The organism is Rummeliibacillus sp. POC4 (genome assembly GCF_003576525.1).
Classification (GTDB): domain Bacteria; phylum Bacillota; class Bacilli; order Bacillales_A; family Planococcaceae; genus Rummeliibacillus.
Genome location: NZ_QWUA01000016.1, coordinates 40,306 through 64,945, shown reverse-complemented (window position 1 = coordinate 64,945; position 24,640 = coordinate 40,306). Strand labels below are relative to the sequence as shown.

General features: G+C 35.8%; 27 protein-coding genes and 1 other annotated feature. Of the genes, 24 read left to right on the top strand and 3 right to left on the bottom strand.

The annotated features are described in order from the left end of the window. The first annotated feature begins 2 nt into the window (after positions 1-2). The 5 genes from D1606_RS07200 (at position 3) to D1606_RS07180 (ending at position 5,204) form a co-directional block, all read left to right on the top strand. The gene (locus D1606_RS07200; RefSeq protein WP_119415336.1) at positions 3-704 is read left to right on the top strand and encodes a CpsD/CapB family tyrosine-protein kinase; all 702 of its coding nucleotides are present in this window, start codon (positions 3-5) and stop codon (positions 702-704) included. Positions 705-1,043: 339 nt separating this feature from the next. Beyond that, complete coding sequence (gene exaC / locus D1606_RS07195; RefSeq protein ID WP_119415335.1) at positions 1,044-2,561, top strand: acetaldehyde dehydrogenase ExaC; 1,518 nt, start codon at positions 1,044-1,046, stop codon at positions 2,559-2,561. A gap of 16 nt (positions 2,562-2,577) precedes the next feature. Further along, a complete protein-coding gene (locus D1606_RS07190; protein WP_119415334.1) occupies positions 2,578-2,940 on the top strand; it encodes a DUF779 domain-containing protein in 363 nt (120 codons plus the stop codon). Between the two features lie 221 nt (positions 2,941-3,161). After that, positions 3,162-4,589 carry an aldehyde dehydrogenase family protein gene (locus D1606_RS07185; protein WP_119415333.1) on the top strand — a complete coding sequence of 476 codons (1,428 nt, stop codon included), beginning with the start codon at positions 3,162-3,164 and terminating at the stop codon, positions 4,587-4,589. A gap of 123 nt (positions 4,590-4,712) precedes the next feature. Then, complete coding sequence (locus D1606_RS07180) at positions 4,713-5,204, top strand: acyl-CoA thioesterase (RefSeq protein ID WP_119415332.1); 492 nt, start codon at positions 4,713-4,715, stop codon at positions 5,202-5,204. 97 nt (positions 5,205-5,301) lie between these two features. On the opposite strand, the gene D1606_RS07175 is transcribed toward D1606_RS07180, so the two are convergent. Then, positions 5,302-6,615 (bottom strand): globin-coupled sensor protein, encoded by a 1,314-nt coding sequence (locus D1606_RS07175; protein WP_119415331.1) that lies wholly within the window; start codon positions 6,613-6,615, stop codon positions 5,302-5,304. A gap of 240 nt (positions 6,616-6,855) precedes the next feature. On the opposite strand from D1606_RS07175, the gene D1606_RS07170 reads away from it, so the two are divergent. Next, positions 6,856-7,053 (top strand): hypothetical protein, encoded by a 198-nt coding sequence (locus D1606_RS07170; RefSeq protein ID WP_147414467.1) that lies wholly within the window; start codon positions 6,856-6,858, stop codon positions 7,051-7,053. 89 nt (positions 7,054-7,142) lie between these two features. On the opposite strand, the gene corA is transcribed toward D1606_RS07170, so the two are convergent. Together corA and D1606_RS07160 are read right to left on the bottom strand one after the other, a co-directional pair. Beyond that, entirely contained in the window at positions 7,143-8,105 is a 963-nt protein-coding gene (corA, locus tag D1606_RS07165) for a magnesium/cobalt transporter CorA (RefSeq protein WP_119415329.1), read from the bottom strand. A gap of 225 nt (positions 8,106-8,330) precedes the next feature. After that, positions 8,331-8,558 (bottom strand): hypothetical protein, encoded by a 228-nt coding sequence (locus D1606_RS07160; protein WP_119415328.1) that lies wholly within the window; start codon positions 8,556-8,558, stop codon positions 8,331-8,333. Between the two features lie 176 nt (positions 8,559-8,734). Here D1606_RS07160 and D1606_RS07155 point away from each other — a divergent pair, with 176 nt between their 5' ends. From D1606_RS07155 to secE, 18 genes are all read left to right on the top strand, one after another. Continuing rightward, on the top strand, positions 8,735-9,052 hold the full coding sequence (locus D1606_RS07155) for a magnetosome magnetite crystal formation protein family (protein ID WP_119415327.1): 318 nt from the start codon (positions 8,735-8,737) through the stop codon (positions 9,050-9,052). Positions 9,053-9,217: 165 nt separating this feature from the next. Then, the gene (locus D1606_RS07150; protein WP_119415326.1) at positions 9,218-9,688 is read left to right on the top strand and encodes a CtsR family transcriptional regulator; all 471 of its coding nucleotides are present in this window, start codon (positions 9,218-9,220) and stop codon (positions 9,686-9,688) included. Positions 9,689-9,701: 13 nt separating this feature from the next. Then, complete coding sequence (locus D1606_RS07145; RefSeq protein ID WP_119415325.1) at positions 9,702-10,268, top strand: UvrB/UvrC motif-containing protein; 567 nt, start codon at positions 9,702-9,704, stop codon at positions 10,266-10,268. Next, positions 10,255-11,337, top strand: coding sequence for a protein-arginine kinase McsB (gene mcsB, locus D1606_RS07140; protein WP_233548045.1), 1,083 nt, complete (start codon positions 10,255-10,257; stop codon positions 11,335-11,337). The genes D1606_RS07145 and mcsB overlap by 14 nt, the downstream gene beginning before the upstream one ends. A 26-nt stretch (positions 11,338-11,363) precedes the next feature. Beyond that, positions 11,364-13,802: an ATP-dependent Clp protease ATP-binding subunit gene (locus tag D1606_RS07135; protein WP_119415324.1), complete on the top strand. Its 2,439-nt coding sequence runs from the start codon at positions 11,364-11,366 to the stop codon at positions 13,800-13,802. Positions 13,803-13,918: 116 nt separating this feature from the next. After that, entirely contained in the window at positions 13,919-15,295 is a 1,377-nt protein-coding gene (gene radA / locus D1606_RS07130; RefSeq protein WP_119415323.1) for a DNA repair protein RadA, read from the top strand. A gap of 112 nt (positions 15,296-15,407) precedes the next feature. After that, positions 15,408-16,502, top strand: coding sequence for a PIN/TRAM domain-containing protein (locus tag D1606_RS07125; protein WP_119415322.1), 1,095 nt, complete (start codon positions 15,408-15,410; stop codon positions 16,500-16,502). Between the two features lie 67 nt (positions 16,503-16,569). Then, a complete protein-coding gene (ispD, locus tag D1606_RS07120; protein ID WP_119415321.1) occupies positions 16,570-17,256 on the top strand; it encodes a 2-C-methyl-D-erythritol 4-phosphate cytidylyltransferase in 687 nt (228 codons plus the stop codon). A 2-nt stretch (positions 17,257-17,258) separates the two neighbouring features. After that, entirely contained in the window at positions 17,259-17,735 is a 477-nt protein-coding gene (gene ispF, locus D1606_RS07115; protein ID WP_119415320.1) for a 2-C-methyl-D-erythritol 2,4-cyclodiphosphate synthase, read from the top strand. Between the two features lie 80 nt (positions 17,736-17,815). Beyond that, the gene (gltX, locus tag D1606_RS07110) at positions 17,816-19,276 is read left to right on the top strand and encodes a glutamate--tRNA ligase (RefSeq protein ID WP_119415319.1); all 1,461 of its coding nucleotides are present in this window, start codon (positions 17,816-17,818) and stop codon (positions 19,274-19,276) included. Positions 19,277-19,322: 46 nt separating this feature from the next. After that, positions 19,323-19,581: a binding site (T-box leader), on the top strand. 50 nt (positions 19,582-19,631) lie between these two features. Further along, a complete protein-coding gene (gene cysE, locus D1606_RS07105; protein WP_119415318.1) occupies positions 19,632-20,279 on the top strand; it encodes a serine O-acetyltransferase in 648 nt (215 codons plus the stop codon). Positions 20,280-20,285: 6 nt separating this feature from the next. Continuing rightward, a complete protein-coding gene (gene cysS / locus D1606_RS07100; protein ID WP_119415317.1) occupies positions 20,286-21,686 on the top strand; it encodes a cysteine--tRNA ligase in 1,401 nt (466 codons plus the stop codon). Positions 21,687-21,690: 4 nt separating this feature from the next. Next, entirely contained in the window at positions 21,691-22,110 is a 420-nt protein-coding gene (locus D1606_RS07095; RefSeq protein WP_119415316.1) for a Mini-ribonuclease 3, read from the top strand. Next, entirely contained in the window at positions 22,110-22,856 is a 747-nt protein-coding gene (rlmB, locus tag D1606_RS07090) for a 23S rRNA (guanosine(2251)-2'-O)-methyltransferase RlmB (protein ID WP_119415315.1), read from the top strand. The genes D1606_RS07095 and rlmB overlap by 1 nt, the downstream gene beginning before the upstream one ends. Positions 22,857-22,867: 11 nt before the next feature. Beyond that, positions 22,868-23,386 (top strand): NYN domain-containing protein, encoded by a 519-nt coding sequence (locus tag D1606_RS07085; protein ID WP_119415314.1) that lies wholly within the window; start codon positions 22,868-22,870, stop codon positions 23,384-23,386. A gap of 61 nt (positions 23,387-23,447) precedes the next feature. Further along, a complete protein-coding gene (sigH, locus tag D1606_RS07080; protein WP_119415313.1) occupies positions 23,448-24,089 on the top strand; it encodes an RNA polymerase sporulation sigma factor SigH in 642 nt (213 codons plus the stop codon). Between the two features lie 85 nt (positions 24,090-24,174). After that, positions 24,175-24,321, top strand: coding sequence for a 50S ribosomal protein L33 (gene rpmG, locus D1606_RS07075; RefSeq protein WP_119415340.1), 147 nt, complete (start codon positions 24,175-24,177; stop codon positions 24,319-24,321). Positions 24,322-24,366: 45 nt separating this feature from the next. Further along, positions 24,367-24,552 carry a preprotein translocase subunit SecE gene (gene secE, locus D1606_RS07070; protein WP_119415312.1) on the top strand — a complete coding sequence of 62 codons (186 nt, stop codon included), beginning with the start codon at positions 24,367-24,369 and terminating at the stop codon, positions 24,550-24,552. Positions 24,553-24,640: the final 88 nt, after the last annotated feature.

The window sequence follows — 24,640 nt, the reverse complement described above, 5'->3', positions numbered from 1 at the left end:
TCATGGTTCTTTTTAAAAGAAAGAAAAAAGATCATCTTTTGAAACTAGAGAGAAACCTTATAACGATATCGAATTCCAAATCCATTATTTCAGAACAATTTCGAACAATACGCTCAAATATTACATTTTCTGCGCCTAAGGAAAAGCTAAAAACATTGCTTGTAACATCATCCCTTTCAAGTGAAGGAAAATCAACCAATGTAGCAAATCTAGGAGTTGTCTTTGCACAAGAAGGGAAAAGGGTATTACTTGTTGATGCTGATATGCGTAGACCTACATTACATCACACGTTTCGACTATCAAATAAGGAAGGTCTATCAAGTGTACTGATCAAACATGAGACTATTCAAAAGGCAGTGCAAGAAACTTCAATAGTGGGATTAGATGTAATTACAAGCGGCCCTTTACCACCCAATCCATCAGAGTTATTAGCTTCTCAAATGATGGATACATTATTAAGTATTGTAGAGCAGGAATATGACCTGGTTATATTTGATTCGCCACCATTATTACCAGTTACAGATGCACGGATTCTATCTAATAAATGTAATGGAACGCTATTAATAGTGAATAGAAATAAGACCAAAAAGGCAGATGTTTTAAAGGCGAAAGCAGCACTTACAAATTCTCAAGCAAAAATTTTAGGAATTGTTTTAAACAACAGTACAATGCCACAGAAACATCATTACTATCAATATCATTGAGTTAATTTATAATTGCTTTATTTTTAGAAATCCAAATAATCGTGCCAAATTTTCGGATTATAGTTTCTCTACAGACTGTACTTTCCGATTGTATAGTCAAATATCATCATTTAAACCTTATGTGCTTTTTGAGGACTTGCTTTATTCCACTTCATTATTCAACACAGCAAGGATAAAAAACTTTATAAAAAATTCCTAATTATTTGAATATAAGACGAACATAAGGCATTATAATAAGTGAAAACGCTCTCAAATGGATTTGGTAGATTGATATATTAAATGAATCGAGTGGGTTTGAGGGAGTGAGTTTTCAATATTGATAAAGGGAGAGATTCTACTATGATTTATGCAAATCCTAATACTGAAGGCGCAATCGTACATTTCAAAGAAAAATACGATAACTTTATCGGTGGCGAATGGGTAGCACCTATAAAGGGGAAATATTTTGAAAATGTATCACCAGTTGATGGGAAAGTTTTCACGAAGGCAGCTCGTTCTACTGCTGAAGACATTGAATTGGCACTAGATGCGGCACATGCAGCAAAAGATGCTTGGGGCAAAACTTCTGCAGCAGAACGTGCTCAAATTTTAAACAAAATAGCAGATCGTATTGAAGAAAACCTAGAAATGATAGCTGTAGCCGAATCATGGGATAATGGAAAAGCCGTTCGTGAAACGTTAAATGCCGATATTCCGTTAGCAGTTGATCACTTCCGTTATTTTGCGGGGGCCATTCGCGCTCAAGAAGGACGTACTTCTCAAATAAATGACGATACCGTTGCTTATCATTTTCAAGAGCCTCTTGGTGTTGTTGGACAAATCATCCCTTGGAATTTCCCGATTTTAATGGCAGTTTGGAAGCTTGCTCCTGCATTAGCCGCAGGAAACTGTGTTGTGTTGAAACCAGCTGAGCAAACGCCAGCATCTATTATGGTAGTGATGGAGTTAATCCAAGATTTACTTCCAGCAGGTGTTGTGAATATCGTAAATGGTTTTGGCATCGAAGTAGGAAAACCACTTGCTACAAATCCGCGTATTGCAAAAATTGCATTCACTGGATCAACGGCTGTTGGTCGTCAAATTATGCAATATGCGACTGAAAATATTATTCCTGTTACACTCGAACTTGGTGGTAAATCTCCAAATATATTCTTTGAAGATGTGATGGATCATGATGATGAATTTTTGGATAAAGCAATTGAAGGTTTAGTTATGTTTGCATTAAACTCTGGCGAGGTTTGTACATGTCCATCTCGTGTACTAATCCAAGAATCCATTTATGATAAATTTATTGAACGCGCATTACAACGTGTTGAAGCGATTAAAATTGGTAATCCACTAGACACGGAAGTCATGATGGGTGCTCAAGCCTCTAATGAACAGCAGCAAAAAATTCTTTCTTACCTAAAATTAGGGAAAGAAGAGGGTGCTGAATGTTTGATTGGTGGTGAAGAAAACCATATTGAAGGCCTTGAAGGTGGATATTACATTAAACCTACAGTGTTTAAAGGAAACAACAAAATGCGTATCTTCCAGGAAGAAATCTTTGGCCCAGTTATTGGGGTAACTACTTTTAAAGATTTTGAGGAAGCAATTGAAATAGCAAATGATACTGTATATGGTTTAGGGGCAGGTGTATGGTCTCGTTCAGGCGATATTGCATATCGTGCAGGTCGTGCGATTCAGGCCGGCCGAGTTTGGACAAATACGTATCACCAATATCCAGCAGGTGCTGCATTCGGTGGCTATAAACAATCTGGGATTGGCCGAGAGAATCACGCTATGATGCTTGAACACTATCAACAAACGAAAAATATACTAGTTAGTTATAACCGTAAACCACAAGGCTTCTTCTAAGTCAGGAGGTAAAGAGATGGTAGAACGTGTTGTTGCTACAGAAGATGCACTTACCTTAATTGAACATATGAAGAGCATTTATGGACCTATCATGTTTTATCAATCTGCTGGGTGTTGTGACGGTTCTGCGCCTATGTGCTATAGAGAGGGGGACTTTATACTAGGTGCTTCAGATATATACCTTGGCACCATAGGGAATGTTCCTTTCTATATGCATAGGAGTCAATATGACTATTGGAAACATACACAACTAATTATAGATGCAGTTGAAGGTAGAGGTGCTACCTTTTCGCTGGATAGTATAGAAGAAAAACATTTCATTACGAATTCAAGAGTATTCACAAATGAAGAATATGAAAAGGTAAAAAAACTTTTGTAAACCGGAAATCTCATATTAGAAAGAAGGGCTATCTCGTAAGTATTCTACTTATGGGACAGGCCCTTTTTTAATGAACAATATTTTACTTAATGTTCATGCCCTTTTACAAAAGTTTAAATGATAAAATCTTCCGATAAAATTGAATTTGCTATACGACATTAAGCAAATAAAGGTGATAGTATGGAGAGAAGAGGGTATAACATAAATGGAGGTGTTTTGTGTTGAAAGAAACAAAACTATGGATTAATGGACAATGGGTAGATACAAAAGAAAGTTATGAGCTAACATCACCTTATGATGGGAAAGTGATTGCAAAAGTAGCAAAAGCGACTCCACAAGATGTAGCATATGCGATTGAAAGTGCACAAGAAGCATTTAAAAAATTTAAATCATCAACTGCTTATGAAAGAGCTGAGATTTTATACCGTGTTGTGAATATAATGAGAGGACGTCGACAAGAATTTGCTGAAATTTTGGCACTAGAAGCAGGTAAACCGTTATCTGCAGGGTTAACTGAAATTGATCGCACTATTGCAACTTATCAATTTGCTGCAGAAGCAGCGAAACAAGTAAGTGGTGAAACGATACCAATGGATGCAGCGCCTGGCGTATCTGATCGGATCGGTTGGACAAGACGTGTTCCTTTAGGCGTGGTATCAGCGATTACGCCCTTTAATTTTCCTTTTAATTTAGTAGCACATAAATTAGGACCAGCTTTTGCAGTAGGAAATGCAGTTGTGTTAAAACCAGCTACGCAAACACCACTAAGTAGTATTGTGATGGCTGAAATTTTTAAAGAGGCAGGATTACCAGATGGTATGCTTCAAATTGTGACAGGTAGCGGAAGCGAATTAAGCGATATTTTAGTTACACATCCACTTGTTAAAAAAGTAACGTTTACAGGTAGTGGCACTGTTGGACTGAAGATAAAAGAAAAAGTGGGGTTACGGAAAGTAACACTTGAACTTGGTTCTAATGCAGGATTGATCATTGAACCGAGTGCACCAATAGAAAAAATTGTTGATCGATGTGTAGGAGGTGCATTTGGATTTGCAGGACAAGTATGTATTTCATTGCAACGGATTTTTGTCCACCAATCAATTTATGAACAATTCACAAAAGCATTTGTGGAGGCAACTGAAAAATTAGTTGTTGGTGATCCGATGGATGAAAATACAGATGTAAGTGCAATGATAAACCCGAAAGAAGTTACTAGAATTACTGAATGGATTGAAGAGGCAAAAGCGCAGGGAGCTACTGTTGCAACAGGTGGTACTTTTACAGAACGTACTTTGACACCAACCGTCATGACGAATGTCAAATCAGATATGAAAATAGTATGTCAAGAAACATTTGCACCTATTGTGTCGATTGTTCCATATGAAACATTCGACAAAGCTATCGATTTATTGAACAAATCCGACTTAGGTTTAAATGCTGGTATTTTTACAAATAATTTAGAAGATGCAATGAGAGCAGCAGATGAACTAGAAGCGGGTGCTGTTATTATTAATGATGTTCCAACATTCCGTATCGATAATATGCCATATGGTGGTATTAAAAAAAGCGGTTATGGACGTGAAGGAATTAAATTCGCAGTTCAAGAAATGACAGAAATGAAGTTTATAACAATTAAAACTAAACTGTAATATTTATGCCTTTAGGAATTATATAACAACATAATATATATATATAAACTAATGCTTTATTGTTGCATAGATACAGATTTAAATATAGCATAGATACAGATACATTTTAAAGGGGTGTTGTTTATGCTTAAACCTATTCCAATGAGTCAATCTAGAACTATTCAAACAAGATTAGTATTGCCACCAGATACAAATCATATGGATACTATTTTCGGTGGAAAAGTTTTGGCGTATATTGACGAAATTGCTGCCATAACATCTATGAAACATGCTAAAATGCAAACTGTTACAGCATCGTTTGATTCGGTTGATTTTATCTCTCCTGTTCATTCAGGTGAGGTGTTAGAATTGGAAGCTATCGTAAGTTCTACTGGTCGAACTTCAATGGAACTGTATATTATTGTGCAATCACGAGATATTCATACAGGCGAAAAGCGACTAACAACTGAATCATTTGTAACTATGGTTGCAGTAGATAAGGATGGTAAACCACAAGAAGTTGCTCCTGTATATCCTGAAACAGAAGCAGAAAAGAGATTATTCGAAACAGGTCCCCAACGTCGTGAACATCGTAAAGAAAAGCGTAGTATGCCGCATGAATTCTTTACCATGTAAATGATAAAAGAAAATGAAAAACGTCAACTCGATATACGGGGTTGACGTTTTTTTAGATTTAAGTAATTCCTGTTAGTTGTCTTATAGATAATTTCTATTAATCTAGACTGTTTGCGATATTCGTTAATTGATCGGCAGATGTTGAGACTTGCATAGCACCTTCGCTTAAATCACGTAACAGTTGTGAAATTGTTGTGATGTCTTCCATTGTGTCTTCATTAATTGTTTTAATCCCAGCTACTGCCTCAGCAATTTTAAGAAATGATTTTTCTAATTCACTTTGCATACTAACACCATTTGTTATTTGTGTACCAACACCTTTTACGGAACTCGACATATTTTCAATATTATTTTCTGTCTCTTCAATAAGGTGTGATACATTTTGAACTGCATTTTTTGTTTCTTCGGCAAGTTTGCGGACCTCTTCTGCTACGACTGCAAAACCTTTACCATGCTCACCTGCACGGGCTGCCTCTATAGAAGCATTTAATGCTAATAAATTAGTTTGATCCGCAATATCTGTAACAAGGTGTACGATTTCATTTATCTTATGAGATGATACACGTAATTGGCTCATTGTATCATCAAGTGTGGATACGCTTTTTGACATTTGATTCATAAGTTTCGTTTGTTCTTCTAGAAGTTGTTTGCCACTCTCAGATTTTTCTTGAGTAGAAGTAACAAATTCAAGTCCTTGTTGAGTAGATTGCGTTATATCATTCGCTTGGCTTGCCAATGATTGAATGGAAGCTGTTGTTTCTTCACTAATTGCACTTAATTCTTGTGAAGTGCTTTGAACTGAAAGAATAATATTATGCTTAAATTCATTTGCTTGGATACGTTCATCTTCTTGTTTTAGTTCATAAGCTTCTATGACAATTTGTTGTTCTAAATTTATGATTTTAGAAAAAGCATTAATAGCTAGTGCTGTATCATAATTTGATAGCTCTAGTCGTTGTATAAATGCTGAAAAAGTTGTCGTTAAGGATTGGAAAGAATTAATATACCATTTAGATTTTAGACCGATATGAACATGTACATGAGCGATTTTAATCCTTTGTTGAATATACTCATCATCAATATGACAGTTGAAAATTTCTGTAATATGACGTGTAAGTGTTACTTTTAAACGATCAATAGCGGAATATTTATTGATAATATTGCTTAAATCCGATGATTGACTAATAGAATTATAAAAATTGTCAACCATTTCGACGATTAATTCCTGTGAAAGTGGTTGTAGTTGTTTAATAATTGCTAAGTCCTCTACTGTTAGTTGCAATAATTTAGCTTGTTTTTGTATTTCTGGATGTTTTGATAGATTTAATGTGACTTGTCCAATGTATTGATTAATATTGAAATAGTTATTGCTCTTGTTTATATTACGTTTACTAGACCAAAGTGCCACCATAATGTCTCCATTTCATTAGTTATATAATTAATATTGACTATACCAATTTATCTATCATTTTATCATTTTTTTCAATATTTTACGCGTGGAATTATTACAATGTAATTAAATGTATAAGATATAGAGTATTCTTAAACAAAAAACAAGTTTTATATCAAGGTAGAAAATAGATTGTCACAGGTTTTAAGTTACGTATAGATGTTAGCATGCTACAATAAAGAAAATGTTTTAGAGAAAAGGATGTACGATAGAATGGATAAACAAAGAGGTATGAAATACGCATTACCATTAGCTGCTGTAGTTGCTGTATCTTCTATGATGTTACTGAATTCTAATTACACTTCAGTCCCAACTACTAATCGTATTTTAATTGCAGCTGGAGCAACTTTAGTAACTTACATTTTGTCATTTATTTTATTCGGTATAAAAGATAAATAGTTTAAAATTTATCAGTCGCTAATTTTTGAAATAGAATCTTCTTTAAAAAGTAAAAATGCCTCCGTTCATAAAAATGAAAGAGGCATTTTTTATGGTTTAAATAAGTCAAACCATCCTTTATATTTGAACCAAGCTATCATTGAAATAGCAATGCCTAACATCGCTAATAAAATAATGAAGTATCCATAATGCCATTCAAGTTCTGGCATATGCTTAAAGTTCATACCATAAACCCCAGCTATAAAGGTTAATGGGATAAAGATAGATGAAATAATTGTTAAAATCATCATAATACCATTCATACGAGTAGCGTTTACTGACATATGGCTATCTCTCATATCAGCTGTTAGTTCACGATTCGACTCAACCATTTCAGTTAGTTTGAGTAAATGGTCATGAATATCTCCAAAATAGACCCTTTCTTGATCGCCCAAATTAAATCGGTAAGAATTTAATATACGATACAGTAAATCGCGCATTGGTAAAATCGTTCTTCTTATATGAAGTAAATCGCTTCGTAAGTCGAATACATTACCCATGGATTTTGTGCTATTTTGATAATTCAAATGATCTTCAATTTCATTTAAATGGTCTTCGATGTTATATACCATAGGAAAATAACTGTCTACAATTTTATCTATTGCTTGGTACATAACAAAAATAGACCCCCGTTCCCAAGTCTGTGGACGATTTGCTAATCGATTCCTTACAACGTCAAATTCCGGTACAGAGGATTTATGATAAGTTACCACAAAATTAGGGGAAACGAACAGGTTTACTTCTTCAGCTTCAAATGTTTCTTCGTTAATCTTATGGACAACTAGAAAATGATAATCATCGTAATAATCTATTTTTGGGCGTTGTAGACGCATTAAACAATCTTCAATTGCTAAAGGATGAAAGTGGAAAAAGGTATCTAATAATGCATCTTCTTTGGCATCAGGTTTCACAAAATCTACCCAATACCAATCGAATTGACCTTGTTTAATTTCTTCTAATGGGAAATTCACTTTTAGTTGTTGATCATTAGTCACTCCAAGTGTTCGAATCATTGTTACGCCTCATTTCAACCATTGTTATACTTATCCTCTCACAAAAATGCTAATGTTTCCATAAATTGAATAGAAAAAGGGCTTGTCTGAAAAGCTCTTTTGAGACAAGCCTCTTGTAATGAGAATGGTGGAATCTTAATTCGACAACCATAGCTAGCAAAATTTTATAGTAGAAAGGAATAGCCTAGTAAGTTTTCTCGTTATAAATGATCCCTACTAAAGATTTCAATAGCCGGGTTTATTAGTTGAAAGTTTCTCTAGTATATTAGAATCCCGAAAATCGGGGTGAATTGAAATTTCGTGGGATAATTTATGATGCATTGTTTCGGTACATGTCGCTGATTGCTCGCTGCAATTGTGCATTAATGAACTTTTTAGTAAGTAGTAGGGCATACCGATAAAAATGAGTAAGCTGAGTAGAATTGTCCCTATAAGTAAAAGTGCTTTTTTCATAGGAAACAACCTCCTTACTTTGTTATATAAAAAAAGACGAAACAATAATTGAAATGTTCCAGTTTAGTAGAAAGGGGTTATGTAAAGTTTTATAAAAAGTGAAACTTATTTATCGTATTGAACGTAAAATAGCTATAACATAAATGTTTTTAGTACATTGAAAGTGAGTGATTAGTTTGGAGGAAAAGGGAATAAAAGTGATCTTGCATGCAAGTGCATTTTTTGCTCCATGTTTAGTGCCAATACTCTTCTTCCTTTTTATTAAAGATGAAGAAGTAAAAAAATTATCCATTCAAGCGTTGTTATTCCAATTTGTAATGTGGTTATTAGTTGGTGTTGGGACCTTCTTATCCATCACCATAATTTTAGCTATAATTGGTATTCCGATGATTATTGTCTTCGGTCTTATGGGTATTATTGTTCCAATCATTGGGATTGTTAAAGCGTTGCAAGATGAAGCGTGGGATTATCCTATAGTGGGTAAGTGGATTTAATCAGTTAATTGTTGAGCATACTGCATATAGCGGTATGCTTTTTATGTATATTAGAAAAACGAAAACCATAAAAAGTAATGCAGAATATTTGCGACATTTTTTATAGCCTTATATAATATAGTCAAAGATAGTCAAAGTCAGTGATGCGAGTGAGGTGGAAGCTAAATGCGAAATATCTCTGACATTATTGAAGGGTATTTGAAGGAAGTTATTGAATTAGGTGGTAAAGGGCATATTGAGATAAAAAGAAGTGAGATTGCCGATAAATTTCAATGTGTACCGTCACAAATAAATTATGTCATTAATACAAGATTTACTGCTGAACGTGGTTATATAGTAGAAAGTAAACGTGGTGGAGGCGGCTATATTCGAATTTTACGTGTAAAGGCTAACTCTGAGGCAGAACTGATCGATGAAATTTTACAACAAGTCGGTGATTCAATATCCCAGTCGTCGACTCAAGATTTTATTTTCCGTTTAATTGACGAAGATGTGATTACCCGTAGAGAAGCCAAAATGATGATTGCAGCACTTGATCGTTCAGTACTATGTATTAACTTGCCGGTAAGGGATGAATTACGTGCACGAATATTGCACGCTATGTTATTAACGTTAAAGTATGACAAGCAAACGTAAAGAGGTGCAAGGTATGATTTGTGAAAATTGTAAACAGCGACCGGCTACTATCACAGTTACACAAATGAAAAATGGTAAAAAATTGACTAGGCATTATTGCGATGTGTGTAATAAGCAGTTGGATCATTTTCACTTGAACCTCGATTCAGATGAAGACCCAAATGCAGTGCAAAAATTATTTTCAAGTTGGTTTGGGACACCAAGCTGGTCGGTTCAGGCAGTTCCAATTAGTAATACTCAGACAAAAGTTCAAAACGATAGTTGTCCACAATGTGGCATGACTTATAGAAAGTTCTTAGAAGAGGGGAAATTTAATTGCCCAACTTGTTATGAAACTTTTAAAGAGCAATTACCTCAAGTACTTAAAAGACTTCATAATGGTGCAATTGAGCATATTGGAAAAGTACCAGGTTCTATTAACGAGAGTTATCAGATGAAAAGGCAAATTGAGGCATTACGGCAAGATATGAAATCGGCTGTTGAGGAAGAACGTTTTGAAGATGCAGCTAGTATTCGAGACCAAGTTCGAGAAATAGAGAAGAAGTTACAATCAGGGGGTGAAGAAAGTGACGAGCATTGATCATTTTCTAAAAAGTAAGCCACCTCTTTGGATGCGTGGGGATATTAATTATGGGGATATCATTATGAGTACACGCATTCGATTGGCTAGGAATTTAACGGGTTTTCGTTTTCCAAGAGCTTTTTCAGATGAGGAAGCACTACAAATTGATAAACTTGTGTCTAGTGCAATTATTGATGAAGAAAATAATCTAGATGTTCCGTTTTCCTATTTTTCACTTCATGATATGCCAGCATTACAACGACAAGTATTAGTGGAAAAGCATTTAATAAGCCCACAATTGGCAAATAAAACAAAAATGGGTTCAATCTTAGTATCAGAAGATGAAACGATTAGTATTATGATAAATGAAGAGGATCATATCCGAATTCAATGCTTACAACCAGGATTACAACTAGACAAAGCATATCATTTAGCTGATGAGATGGATCGCCTGTTAGAAGAAAAATTACCATATGCTTTCGATGATTCATTTGGGTATTTAACGAGTTGCCCAACTAATACAGGAACTGGTCTTAGAGCTTCAGTAATGATGCATTTACCTGCTCTAACAGTGACGAACCAAATGGGACCACTTATTAATACGATGGCGCGATTAGGGATGGTTGTGCGAGGAATTTATGGTGAGGGTACAGAGGCTACCGGTAATTATTATCAAATTTCAAATCAAATTACGCTTGGTAAGCCCGAAGAAGATATAATTTTAGATTTACAAAGCGTTGCAGAACAGATTGTTCAAAAGGAAATTGGTGCAAGGCGAGCGTTATTAGAACATGCATCTATTGCTGTGTCTGACAGATTAAATCGCTCGCTAGGAGTTTTACAATATGCAAGAATCCTTTCGAGTGAAGAAGCAGCAAATTGTCTATCAAATGTACGATTAGGTATAGATTTAGGATTGATACCACCTATTCCAGATCGTGTGTTAAATGAGTGCATGTTAATCATGCAACCGGGATTTTTACAGCAACATGCAGGTACAACACTTCAAGCAAACGAAAGAGATGTTTATCGTGCATCTATTATTAGAGAACAATTGCAAATGAATAATACAGACTCTAAACAGTAGAAACGGTGAAGAAGGGGAGGATTTTTATGATGTATAATCGTTTTACACAGCGTGCTCAAAAGGTTTTGCAACTTGCTCAAGAAGAAGCAATTCGTATGAAACACGAGGCAATTGGTACTGAACATATATTATTAGGGTTAATCCGCGAGGGTGGCGGAATTGCCGCGAAAGCACTTGAAGCAATCGATGTAAGTACCGAAATGATTGAAGAAGGTATTGAGGAATTAGTCGGAATGGGTACAAAAAATGTTGGCCCGATTGTCCATTATACGCCTAGAGCTAAAAAGGTAATTGAGTTATCAGTTGATGAATCACGTAAATTAGGCCATTCCTATATTGGCACAGAACATTTACTTTTAGCATTAATTCGTGAAGGTGAAGGTGTAGCAGCACGAGTATTAAATAATGCAGGGGTAAGCTTAAACAAAGCTCGCCAACAAGTATTACAACTATTAGGTAGTAGTGATCATCCACAAGCAAATACGAATGCAGCTCCAGCAGCGAATACACCGACTTTGGATGGCTTAGCACGCGACCTTACGCAAATTGCTAGAGAAGGCAGCTTGGACCCTGTAATTGGCCGTAGCAAAGAAATTACGCGTGTTATTGAAGTATTATCTCGTCGAACAAAAAATAATCCTGTATTAATCGGTGAACCTGGTGTAGGTAAAACGGCAATTGCTGAAGGTCTAGCTCAACAAATTGTTAACAATGAAGTTCCAGAAACACTACGTGATAAACGTGTGATGACTTTAGATATGGGAACTGTAGTGGCTGGCACAAAATACCGTGGCGAATTCGAAGATCGCTTGAAAAAGGTAATGGATGAAATACGTCAAGCTGGTAATGTCATCTTATTTATCGACGAATTGCATACATTGATTGGTGCGGGTGGTGCAGAAGGTGCAATTGATGCATCCAATATTTTAAAACCATCACTAGCACGTGGTGAATTACAATGTATCGGTGCCACAACGTTAGATGAATATCGTAAATATATTGAAAAAGATGCTGCACTGGAACGTCGTTTCCAACCAATTCAAGTAGATGAACCAACTGTAGATGAAGCTATTCAAATTATTAAAGGATTGCGTGATCGTTATGAAGCACATCATCGTGTGAAAATTACAGATGCAGCAATTGAAGCAGCTGCTAAAATGTCAGATCGCTATATTTCTGACCGTTTCTTACCAGATAAAGCAATCGACTTAATCGATGAAGCAGGTTCAAAAGTACGCTTACGTTCATTTACAACGCCGCCTGACTTAAAAGAATTAGAACAACAGCTAGATTCGATTCATTCAGAGAAAATGGCTGCAGTTCAATCACAAGAGTTTGAGAAAGCTGCATCATTACGTGACACTGAACAAAAGCTAAAAGACAAACTAAATACAACCAAAAAAGAATGGAAAGAAGCTCAAGGAAAGGCAGAGTCAAAAGTAACGGTAAATGATATTGCGGAAGTCGTATCGATGTGGACAGGAGTGCCTGTCTCTAAATTAGCTCAAGAAGAATCTGAGAAGTTATTACATCTTGAAGAAGAATTGCACAAACGTGTCATAGGTCAAGGTGAAGCAGTTGAAGCTATTTCAAGAGCTATTCGTAGAGCACGTGCTGGATTAAAAGATCCGAAACGTCCAATTGGATCATTTATCTTCTTAGGCCCAACAGGTGTAGGTAAAACAGAACTTGCTCGAGCTTTGGCAGAAGTTATGTTTGGTGATGAAGATGCAATGATTCGAGTTGATATGTCTGAATACATGGAAAAACATTCGACTTCACGCCTTGTAGGTTCACCACCAGGATATGTAGGTTTTGATGAAGGTGGTCAACTAACAGAAAAGGTTCGTCGTAAACCATATTCTGTTGTCTTACTTGATGAAATTGAAAAAGCACATCCAGATGTTTTCAATATTCTTTTGCAAGTCCTTGATGATGGTCGATTGACAGATTCTAAAGGACGCGTCGTTGACTTCCGTAATACTGTAGTTATTATGACTTCTAATATTGGTGCAGAAGCATTGAAATATCGTAAATCTCTTGGATTTGGTGCTCAAAGTGCAAAACAAAGTCAAGAAAATGCAAAAAATGTAATGATGGAAGAATTGAAAAAAGCATTCCGTCCTGAATTTTTAAACCGTATTGATGAAATGATTGTCTTCCATTCACTAGAAAAAGAAGAATTGAATAAAATTGTTGTTCTTATGGCAAAAACATTAACAAAACGACTAGAAGAACAAAATATTACACTTGAGTTAACACCAAATGCTATTGAAAAAATAGCGAAGGAAGGATATGATCCGCAATACGGAGCACGTCCATTACGTCGAGCAATCCAAAAACATGTAGAAGATCGACTTTCTGAAGAAATTTTAAAAGGTACCGTGTTAAATGGTCAACGAGTTGTATTTGATGTAGAAGACGATCAATTTGTTGTAAATGTAAAAGAACTCGTTACAAAATAATGAATGACTTATAGCGAAAAGTGAATATATGTCTTAAAAGGGCATTCCAAATGAGAAATTTGGAATGCCTTGTTTTATAATATGAAGTAAAGAAATGACACTATAAGGAGAAAAAAATGGTCAAAAAAAAGACAAAATTCTTTTGTAACTCATGCGGATATGAATCGCCAAAATGGCTAGGTAGATGCCCGGGTTGCGGTGAATGGAATACGATGGTAGAAGAAGTAGAGATTGTTTCAAAAGGTCCAAGAGGTGCGTTTCAACACTCTGATAAAGTTTCGCAAAAAGCGGTACCAATCATTTCTGTAGAATCAGAAGAAGCACCAAGAGTAGAAACGGAACTTAAAGAATTGAACCGCGTCCTAGGAGGTGGAGTGGTACCAGGATCACTTGTATTAGTTGGTGGGGATCCAGGTATCGGAAAATCCACATTATTACTGCAATTATCAGCACTTTTGTCAAATAAGGGACATCGTGTTCTCTATATTTCTGGAGAAGAATCTATTCGTCAAACAAAACTACGAGCAGAACGTCTTGGCGTAAAGTCATCAGAACTATATATATATTCAGAGACCAATTTAGAATTTTTAAATCAGACGATTGAAGATGTAAAACCAAAGTTTGTCATTGTAGATTCTATTCAAACGGTTTATCATCCAAATGTAACGAGTGCACCCGGTAGTGTATCCCAAGTCCGAGAATGTACTGCTGAATTCATGAGGATTGCTAAAACAAAGAATATTGCCATTTTCTTAGTTGGACATGTAACAAAAGAAGGTCAAATAGCTGGTCCACGTATTTTGGAACATATGGTGGATACTGTTTTATATTTTGAAGGCGAGCGTCACCATACGTATCGAATACTTCGTAGCCAAAAAAACCGTTTTGGTTCAACAAATGAAATCGCCATCTTTGAGATGCTTCAGAATGGGTTGAAAGAAGTATTAAATCCTTCAGAATTGTTTTTACAAGAACGTTCGCAAGGAGCACCTGGTTCAACTGTTGTAGCTTCGATGGAAGGAACTAGACCTATTTTGGTGGAAATTCAAGCGCTTGTAACACCATCAAGTTTTAATTATCCTAAGCGAATGGCCTCAGGTGTTGATCAAAATCGTATTTCGCTTTTAATGGCAGTGTTAGAAAAAAGAATGGGGATGCTACTACAAGCTCAGGATGCCTATATTAAAGTAGCTGGTGGTGTTAAATTAGATGAACCCGCCATTGACTTAGCGGTCTTAGTTAGTATTGTCTCTAGTTTTAGGGATGTTGCAGCGAAACCAATGGATTGCTATATAGGGGAAGTCGGCTTGACTGGTGAAGTACGTCGTGTTTCTCGCATTGAACAAAGAGTGCAAGAGGCAGCTAAATTAGGTTTTAAACGTGTTATAATTCCGTCATCAAACATAGGTGGATGGGATTATCCAAATGATATTGAAGTGCTTGGAGTTGATACCGTGAACCAAGCATTAAAACTTAGTTTTAAAGGTTTGTAATTTTTTTGATCATTTAATGACTATATTTAAATTTATATGTCATAGATTGTTTTATATAGGTATACCACGCGTTGATATGTAATAATAATTGTTAATCTAGGAGGTGTAACAAATGCTTAAGAAAATTATCCAAATTGCGTTTCTTTTTATCGGAGGAACAATGGGTTTATTTATATTACCGCCATTATACGAATTGATTCATTTATCTTCAAACCCATGGCTAAATAATCCGTATACTTCAGTTGCTATTGGTGCGTTAATATTATTTGGATTTTCATTTTTACTTTCGGACTACTTTGTGAAATTTATCAGATGGATGGAAGAAAAACTATTGAAAGCACCTGTAGGAGATTTATTGTTCGGTACACTTGGTTTAATCATTGGACTGATTGTTGCATATTTAATAGGTTTTGCAATCGATAGTGTGAACATTCCTATTGTTACAACTGTTTTGCCGATTCTATTATCGATTGTGTTGGGATATTTAGGATTCCAAGTAGGGTTTAAAAAAAGAGATGAGTTAATCAATGTATTTACCACAGGTAAATCTCATAATAGCTCGAAGAAAAGATCTACAGATGAAATAGAAATTTCGGGGACTATCTATAAACTTTTAGATACAAGCGTCATTATCGATGGAAGAATTGCAGACATTTCTGAAACAGGTTTTGTCGAAGGAATTTTGGTTGTCCCTCAATTTGTGTTGACCGAGTTGCAACATATTGCCGATTCTTCAGATACATTAAAACGTACAAGGGGTCGCAGGGGACTTGATATTTTAAGAAAACTTCAAGATGAACGAGCTTCGCAAGTTTTAATAACAGAAGTCGATTTTGAAGATGTTCAAGAAGTGGATTTAAAATTAGTTCGTCTTGCCAAAAAAATGGGTGGAAAAATTTTAACAAATGATTTTAATTTAAATAAAGTTTGTGATTTGCATAATGTAGAGGTTCTTAATATAAATGATCTGGCAAATGCAGTGAAACCGGTAGTTATTCCTGGCGAAGAGATGAACGTGTTAGTGATCAAAGATGGTAAAGAACATAACCAAGGTATCGCGTATTTGGATGATGGTACGATGATTGTTGTTGAAGAAGGAAAAACGTATATTGGCCAAGCTATTGTTGTAATTGTCACAAGTGTATTACAAACTTCTGCAGGACGAATGATATTTGCAAAACCAAAGCAAAATGGAAGAATGGCATAATTCAAAAGAAAAAAGAGACAGGGCAATTTGCCTTGTCTTTTCATTGATGAGGAAGTGAGACAAGAACGTGCAATACGATGTTATATTACCAGCAGCAGGTAGTGGAAAAAGAATGGCTGCAGGGCGAAATAAATTATTTTTGGAATTACGACAAAAACCTATTTTGATACATACATTAGAGGTATTTCAACAAGATGGTGAATGTAAAGGGATATGGTTAGCGGTAAAACCGGAGGAACGTTCATATATTGAAATGCTTTTAGCCAAATATCAAATTACAAAAGTAAGAGCACTTCTTGATGGAGGTTCAGAAAGACAATATAGTGTGAATAATTGTGTTAAAAAGGTGGAAGACGGGAAAATCGTATTGGTTCATGATGCAGCAAGACCTTTTATCACAATACCTACTATCCATAAGTTAGTTGAGGCAGCACATACCAAGGGAGCAGCGATAGCGGGAGTTCGCGCAAAGGATACAATGAAACGTGTAAAGGATGGTGTTATTGAAGAAACAGTAGACCGTTCGAGTCTATGGATGATTCAAACACCACAAGCATTTAACTTTGAGATACTGAAACGTGCAGAACAACAAGCAGAAGATGATCATTTCTTAGGAACTGATGAAGCAATGCTTGTGGAACGTTTAGGACAATCTGTATATATTGTTGAAAGTAGCTATGAAAACGTTAAAATAACTACTAAAGAGGACTTAGTATTTGGTGAAGCAATTCTGAGTCAACGTATAGGAGGATAATTATGTTTCGAATAGGACAAGGCTTTGATGTACATGCTTTTGCTGAAGGACGCCCACTAATTATTGGAGGGATTACAATCCCTCATGATAAAGGATTATTAGGTCATTCAGATGCGGATGTATTGTTACATGCTGTCACAGATGCGGCGCTTGGCGCAATTGGTGAAGGTGATATAGGTCGTCATTTTCCGGATACAGACCCTGAATTCAAGAATGCAGATTCTGCAAAGTTATTAGCATTTATTTGGAAACTGGTAGAAGACAGAGGTTACTCATTAGGCAATGTAGATTGTACAATAATGGCTCAACGACCAAAGTTAGCGCCATATATCGAACAAATGCGTAATTGTATCGCAGAGCTTTTACATGCAGAACCTTCTCAAGTTAATGTAAAAGCAACGACTACAGAAAAACTAGGTTTTACTGGTCGTGAAGAAGGAATTGCTTCAATGGCAACAATTTTACTTATAAAAAATTGACTTTCTTTAATTTTTGTAGTTGCAGTGGTAAAATGGACAAAGTTGAATTTTTTTGAACGATAAATAGGAGGATTTTAATCATGGCTAACAAAGTTCGTGTTCGTTATGCACCAAGTCCAACAGGACACTTACACATCGGTGGTGCACGTACAGCACTGTTCAATTATTTATATGCAAAACACTATAACGGAGATTTCATCTTCCGTATTGAAGATACAGATATAGCTCGTAACATTGAAGGTGGCGAAGAATCACAACTTCATAACCTAGCTTGGTTAGGTATTGAACCTGTAGAATCACCAGTAATCGGTGGTCCATTCGCTCCTTATCGCCAAATGGAACGTTTAGACACTTATAAAGAAGCTGCTCAAAAATTAATCGATATGGGTATGGCTTACAAATGCTTCTGTACACCAGAAGAATTAGAAGCTGAACGTGAAACTCAACGTGCAAACGGTGTAGCTGCGCCAATGTACAAAGGGACTTGCCGTCACTTAACTGCTGAAGAAGTAGCTGAAAAAGAAGCAGCAGGTATGCCTTACACAATTCGCTTCAAGGTACCGGAAAATGAAACATACACATTTACTGATATTATTCGTGGAGAAGTAACATTTGAATCGAAAGATATCGGTGACTGGGTAATTGTAAAAGCAAACGGTATTCCAACATATAATTTTGCTGTTGTTCTTGATGATCACTTAATGGAAATGACACATGTATTCCGTGGTGAAGAACATTTATCAAATACACCAAAACAATTGATGATTTATCGTGCATTTGGCTGGGAAGCACCTCAATTCGGTCATATGACATTAATCGTTAACGAAAGCCATAAAAAACTTTCAAAACGTGATGAATCTATTATCCAATTCATCTCTCAATACAAAGAGCTAGGATATTTACCAGAAGCTATGCTAAACTTCTTAGCATTACTTGGCTGGTCTCCAGAAGGTGAAGAAGAAATATTCTCAATGGATGAGTTAATCGCTCAATTTGACGAATCACGTCTTTCTAAATCACCATCTATGTATGATACGCATAAATTAAAATGGATGAACAACCAATACATGAAAAAACTATCTCATGAGCAAGTGGTTGAACTATGTTTACCATTCCTACAAAAAGAAGGTATGGTAGCAGAAAATCCAACAGCTGAAGAAGCTGAATGGGCTAGTCAATTAATTGGTCTTTATCATGAGCAAATGAGCTATGGTGCTGAAATCGTAGAATTATCTCAAATGTTCTTTACAGAAGAACTAGAATTTAATGATGAAGAAAAAGAAGTTCTAGCTGGTGAACAAGTACCAGAAGTTATGGCTGCATTTAAAGAAAAACTTGAAACTTTAGAAGAATTTGAACCAGCAGAAATCAAAAAAGCTATCAAAGCCGTACAAAAAGAAACAGGTCATAAAGGTAAAAATCTTTATATGCCTATTCGCGTTGCTACAACAGGTGAAATGCATGGTCCAGAACTAAATGATGCACTTGTTCTACTTGGCAAAGAAACTGTACTTAAACGTATTGAAAAATATGTAAAATAATTTTTATTGATTTTTTTCTGCTTCATTGTACAATTAAGCTAATAAATGTAAAACGTTGAAGAGGAGAAGTATGTGGCGTACGCTCTAAAGAGAGGATCATCACCGGCTGAAAGTGATCTGAGCCAATGCAAAACAGAAATGCACCTCTGAGTGCTAAGTTGAAAATAATAAAAGCGTAACGCACCTGCTTTGCGTACGCAAATTAGTAAGCTTAGTCGGTTTGTCGCCGTTAAAGACGTTTGAGTGGAAAATATTTTAAAATATTTTCAATCAGAGTGGAACCGCGCATACGAGGCGCCTCTGTCTATTAGGACAGAGGTGTTTTTTATTTTTTAGTTAAAAAGGAGGCTTATAAATGTTTAAAAGAATGAAAGAAGATATTGCAACGATTTTTGAAAATGATCCAGCAGCTCGTAGTACACTAGAAGTAGTTTTAACTTATTCTGGTCTACATGCGATATGGTCACATAGAATTGCACATGCTTTTTATAAACGTAAATTTTACTTTATAGCGAGATCTATTTCACAAATTAGTCGTTTCTTTACGGGAATTGAAATTCATCCAGGTGCAAAAATAGGCCGTCGTTTCTTTATTGACCATGGTATGGGTGTAGTTATTGGTGAAACTTGCGAAATTGGAAATGATTGTACCCTATATCAAGGCGTGACATTGGGAGGGACCGGAAAAGAAAAAGGTAAAAGACATCCTACACTACAAGATAATGTACTGGTTGCAACTGGTGCAAAAGTACTTGGTTCTATTACAATTGGAGAGAACAGTAAAATTGGTGCAGGTTCAGTTGTCTTGAAACCGGTACCCCCAAATGCTACAGTTGTTGGTATTCCAGGTAAAGTTGTGATACAAGATGGTGTTCGTGTAAACCGTGAGCAAAAACTAGATCATCAAAATATACCGGATCCAATGGAAGATCGTTGCCAGCAAATGGAACAAAAGATCAATGAATTGTATAGAGAATTAGAGCAGAGTAAAAAGGAGAGATAATTTCTCATGGGTATTCAAATTTTTAACTCATTAACACGTGAAAAGGAGCCTTTTGTACCTCTTGAAGAAGGCAAAGTTAAAATGTATGTGTGTGGTCCAACTGTATATAACTACATTCATATTGGGAATTCACGTCCTGTTATCGTCTATGATACAGTGCGTCGCTATTTAACATATCGCGGCTATGAAGTTACGTATGTTTCAAACTTTACAGACGTGGATGATAAGATTATTAAAGCGGCAAATGAGTTAGGAGAAGAAGTTTCCGAACTAACAGAACGTTTTATAAATGCTTATTTTGAAGATATTACAGCTCTTGGATGCCAAAAGGCAGATTCACATCCACGTGTAACGCAACATATGGATGAAATTATTAATTTCATCGCTGTATTGATTGAAAAAGGTTACGCTTATGAATCTCAAGGAGATGTGTATTATCGTACACGTAAGTTTAAGGATTACGGAAAATTATCACATCAATCTGTGGATGATTTGAAAATTGGTGCACGAATTGAAGCAGGAGAAAAGAAAGACGATGCACTCGATTTTGCGCTTTGGAAAGCAGCAAAACCAGGTGAAATTTTCTGGCAAAGTCCTTGGGGAAATGGTAGACCTGGCTGGCATATAGAGTGTTCGGTGATGGTCCATAACCATTTTGGTGATACAATTGATATTCATGCAGGAGGTCAAGATTTGACGTTCCCTCATCATGAAAATGAAATTGCTCAATCAGAAGCCTATACAGGCAAAACATTTGCTCGATATTGGATGCATAATGGTTATATTAATATTAATAATGAAAAAATGTCCAAATCACTCGGCAACTTCATCTTGGTACATGATATTATCCAACAGATAGATCCACAAGTATTGCGTTTCTTTATGCTTTCTGTTCATTATCGTCACCCAATCAACTTTTCACAAGACTTGGTCGAAGCAGCAGCTAATGGTTTAGAACGCATCCGTACTTCTTATAACAACTTAACACATCGCCTAAAAAATACGGCCAACATAGGCGACAAAGAGCAGTCTTGGTTAGATGTCATCCAACAAGAACGCCAAAACTTTGAAGTGGCAATGGATGATGACTTTAACACAGCAAATGCAATTGCAACCTTATTTAACATATCTACAGAGGCCAATAAATATTTAAACGAAACAAACACAAACGAAGAATTATTAAAAGAATTTATCAATACATTAAACGAACTTTCAAATGTGCTAGGTATTAAACTAGAAGTACAAGAAGAATTATTAGACGAAGAAATTGATGCGTTAATCGAAGAACGTCAACAAGCTAGAAAGAATCGTGATTTTAAACGTGCTGATGAAATTCGAGATCAATTGAAAGATATGAACATTATTTTGGAAGATACGCGTCAAGGTGTTCGATGGAAACGAGGTTAATGAAGTGGGAGAACTTCGTAATGCAGATGTAAAACAATTAAATGCACTCGCTTTAGCTTATATGGGCGATGCAGTATTAGAAATAGCGATTCGTGAACATTTATTAAGAGTAGGTCGTGTAAAGCCAAAAGTTCTACATCGTGAGGCAACTCATTATGTATCAGCGAAAGCCCAATCCATGGTGATTCATCAAATGATAGATGAGGATTACTTTACTGAAGAAGAGATGGCTGTATTAAAACGTGGCCGTAATGCTAAATCTGGTTCTATACCTAAAAATACAGATGTTCAAACTTATAATTATAGCTCGGCTTTTGAAGCGGTTCTCGGCTATTTATATTTAACAGGGCAGCATGAACGCGTTGATGCAATTATCCAATATGCTATTCATGTAGTTGAAAATAAGAAAGAGGTGTCGAAATAATGACTGAACAAATAAAAGAAATAATTGCCGGAAAAAATCCAGTACTTGAGGCACTTCGATCTACAAGAGATATTAATAAAATTTGGATTGCAGAAGGCGTCAAAAAAAGTGGCATTAACGAATTACTTAATTTAGCAAAAGAGCGTGGCGTAATCGTACAATTTGTTCCTAAGAAAAAAGTGGACCAATTATCTTCTGAAAATCATCAAGGAATTGTTGCTTCTGTTGCTGCTTATAATTATGCAGAACTCGATGATCTTTTTAAATTAGCTGAAAAAAGAGGAGAAGATCCATTCTTTATCATTTTGGATGAATTAGAGGATCCACATAATCTTGGTTCAATTATGCGAACAGCTGATGCAGTAGGTGCACATGGTATTATTATTCCGAAACGTCGTTCAGTTAGCTTAACAGCTGTTGTTGCAAAAGCATCTACAGGAGCTATTGAATATATTCCGACAGTACGTGTTAATAACTTGTCACAAACAGTGGAAGAGTTAAAAGAACGTGGTGTTTGGATCGCTGGTACTGATGCGAAAGGTTCGGTAGATTATCGTAAAATGGATGCTACATTACCTTTGGCTGTTATTATTGGTAGTGAAGGCAAAGGTATGAGTCGCATCCTAAAAGAAAAATGTGATTTTCTTTATAATTTACCAATGGTAGGACATGTCACATCTCTAAATGCTTCCGTCGCAGCTTCTTTACTGATGTATGAAGTACTTCGTAAACGTCAAGAAATTTAAGGTGGCTGCTGATGAACATACTCTTAGTTGATGGCTATAACATTATTGGTGCATGGAAGGAACTACAAGCGTTAAAAGAACATAAGCTAATAGATGCGAGAGATCGACTGATAGAGTTAATGGCAGACTATCAAGCCTACTCGGGAATGCGCGTCATTGTCGTTTTTGACGCGTATCTCGTTCCTGGCATCGCTACAAAGATGACACAGCATAATGTTGAAGTTATTTATACCAGAGCAAAAGAAACTGCAGATGATCGTATTGAAAAGCTCACTGCTGAACTAACAACCAAGAGAAACAAAATTTACGTAGCCACATCAGATATGGCTGAACAAAGTGTAATATTTGGAAATGGTGCTCTTCGAAAATCTGCGCGTGAATTTGAAATTGAAATCCAAAATGTACGCACTCAAATTTCTCAAAAAGTTAAAAATATTCAAGTCCAAAAACCTAGCTCTAAAATTGAATTATCAGCAGATGTTTTAGAAAAATTCGAACAAATGCGTAGAGGAAATAAATTGAGTGATTGACTGATATTTTCCAATTCCGTTATACTATGTTTAAATAGGCTAGCGCAATTGGGGTGATACTTTGTTAACAAGTGATCATTTACACGTTAAGCATCAACAATTTGAGACTTTGACTGATGAGCAACTAGTAGAAGCGGCACGCGATGGCGATACAGAAGCATTGGATTTCCTAATTAGTAAGTATAAGCCGGTTGTACGCTTAAAAGTTAAATCTTATTTTTTAATTGGTGCTGATAAAGAGGATATTGTGCAAGAGGGTATGATCGGATTGTATAAAGCAATCCGGGATTTTAAAGATGATAAATTAGCTTCTTTCAAAGCTTTTGCTGAACTTTGTGTTAAGCGTCAAATTATTACGGCTATAAAAACGGCCACTAGACAGAAACATATACCACTTAACTCATATGTTTCACTAGATAAGCCAGTTTTTGAAGAAGAATCAACGAAAACGCTAATGGATATGCTTACAGGGGCGACAGTTGATGATCCTGAGAAATTAATCATTCATCGTGAAGAGTTTAACTATTTAGAAGAGAAAATTGGACAAGTCTTAAGTGATTTAGAGAGACAAGTTTTAACCCTCTATTTAGAAGGTTGCTCTTACCAAGAAATTTCTGCTAGATTAGATCGGCACGTTAAGTCGATTGATAATGCTTTACAACGTATTAAGCGAAAATTAGAACGGCATTTAGAAGTAGAATAGTAGTTTTATAGGGTTAAGAGGTAAGTTGACAGCTTTTCTAATAGATGATAGGCTTTTAAAAGGACAATTCCGTAAAGGTGATAGCATGACACAAAAAGTAGCATTAAGCTGTGAAAAATGCGGGGCTAGAAATTATCATGTACCCGCGGCTAAAGACAGTTCAAAGAGAATGGAACTTAAAAAATATTGTTCACATTGTAATGAGCATACATTACATAAACAGACTAGATAATACAATACGTTATGTATATATGATTATATTCGGAGGTTTGGTTGGATGGGTAAGTTAGGTGTGTTTTTCCGCGGTGTTCTATCAGAAATGAGAAAAACAAGTTGGCCAAAACGTAAAGAATTGACGAAATATACAATTATCGTCATTACAACTTTGCTGTTTATGGCTGCATTTTTCATGGTAATCGATTTAGGTGTTTCTAAATTATTGCGCTGGTACTTGGAGTTATGATTTAATAAAGTTAATATGTCTGAAATAGCCCGTGTGTTGTAACGGGTTTTTTCATTTTGCCTTTAGAAAAGGAGGGAAGGACGAGTAG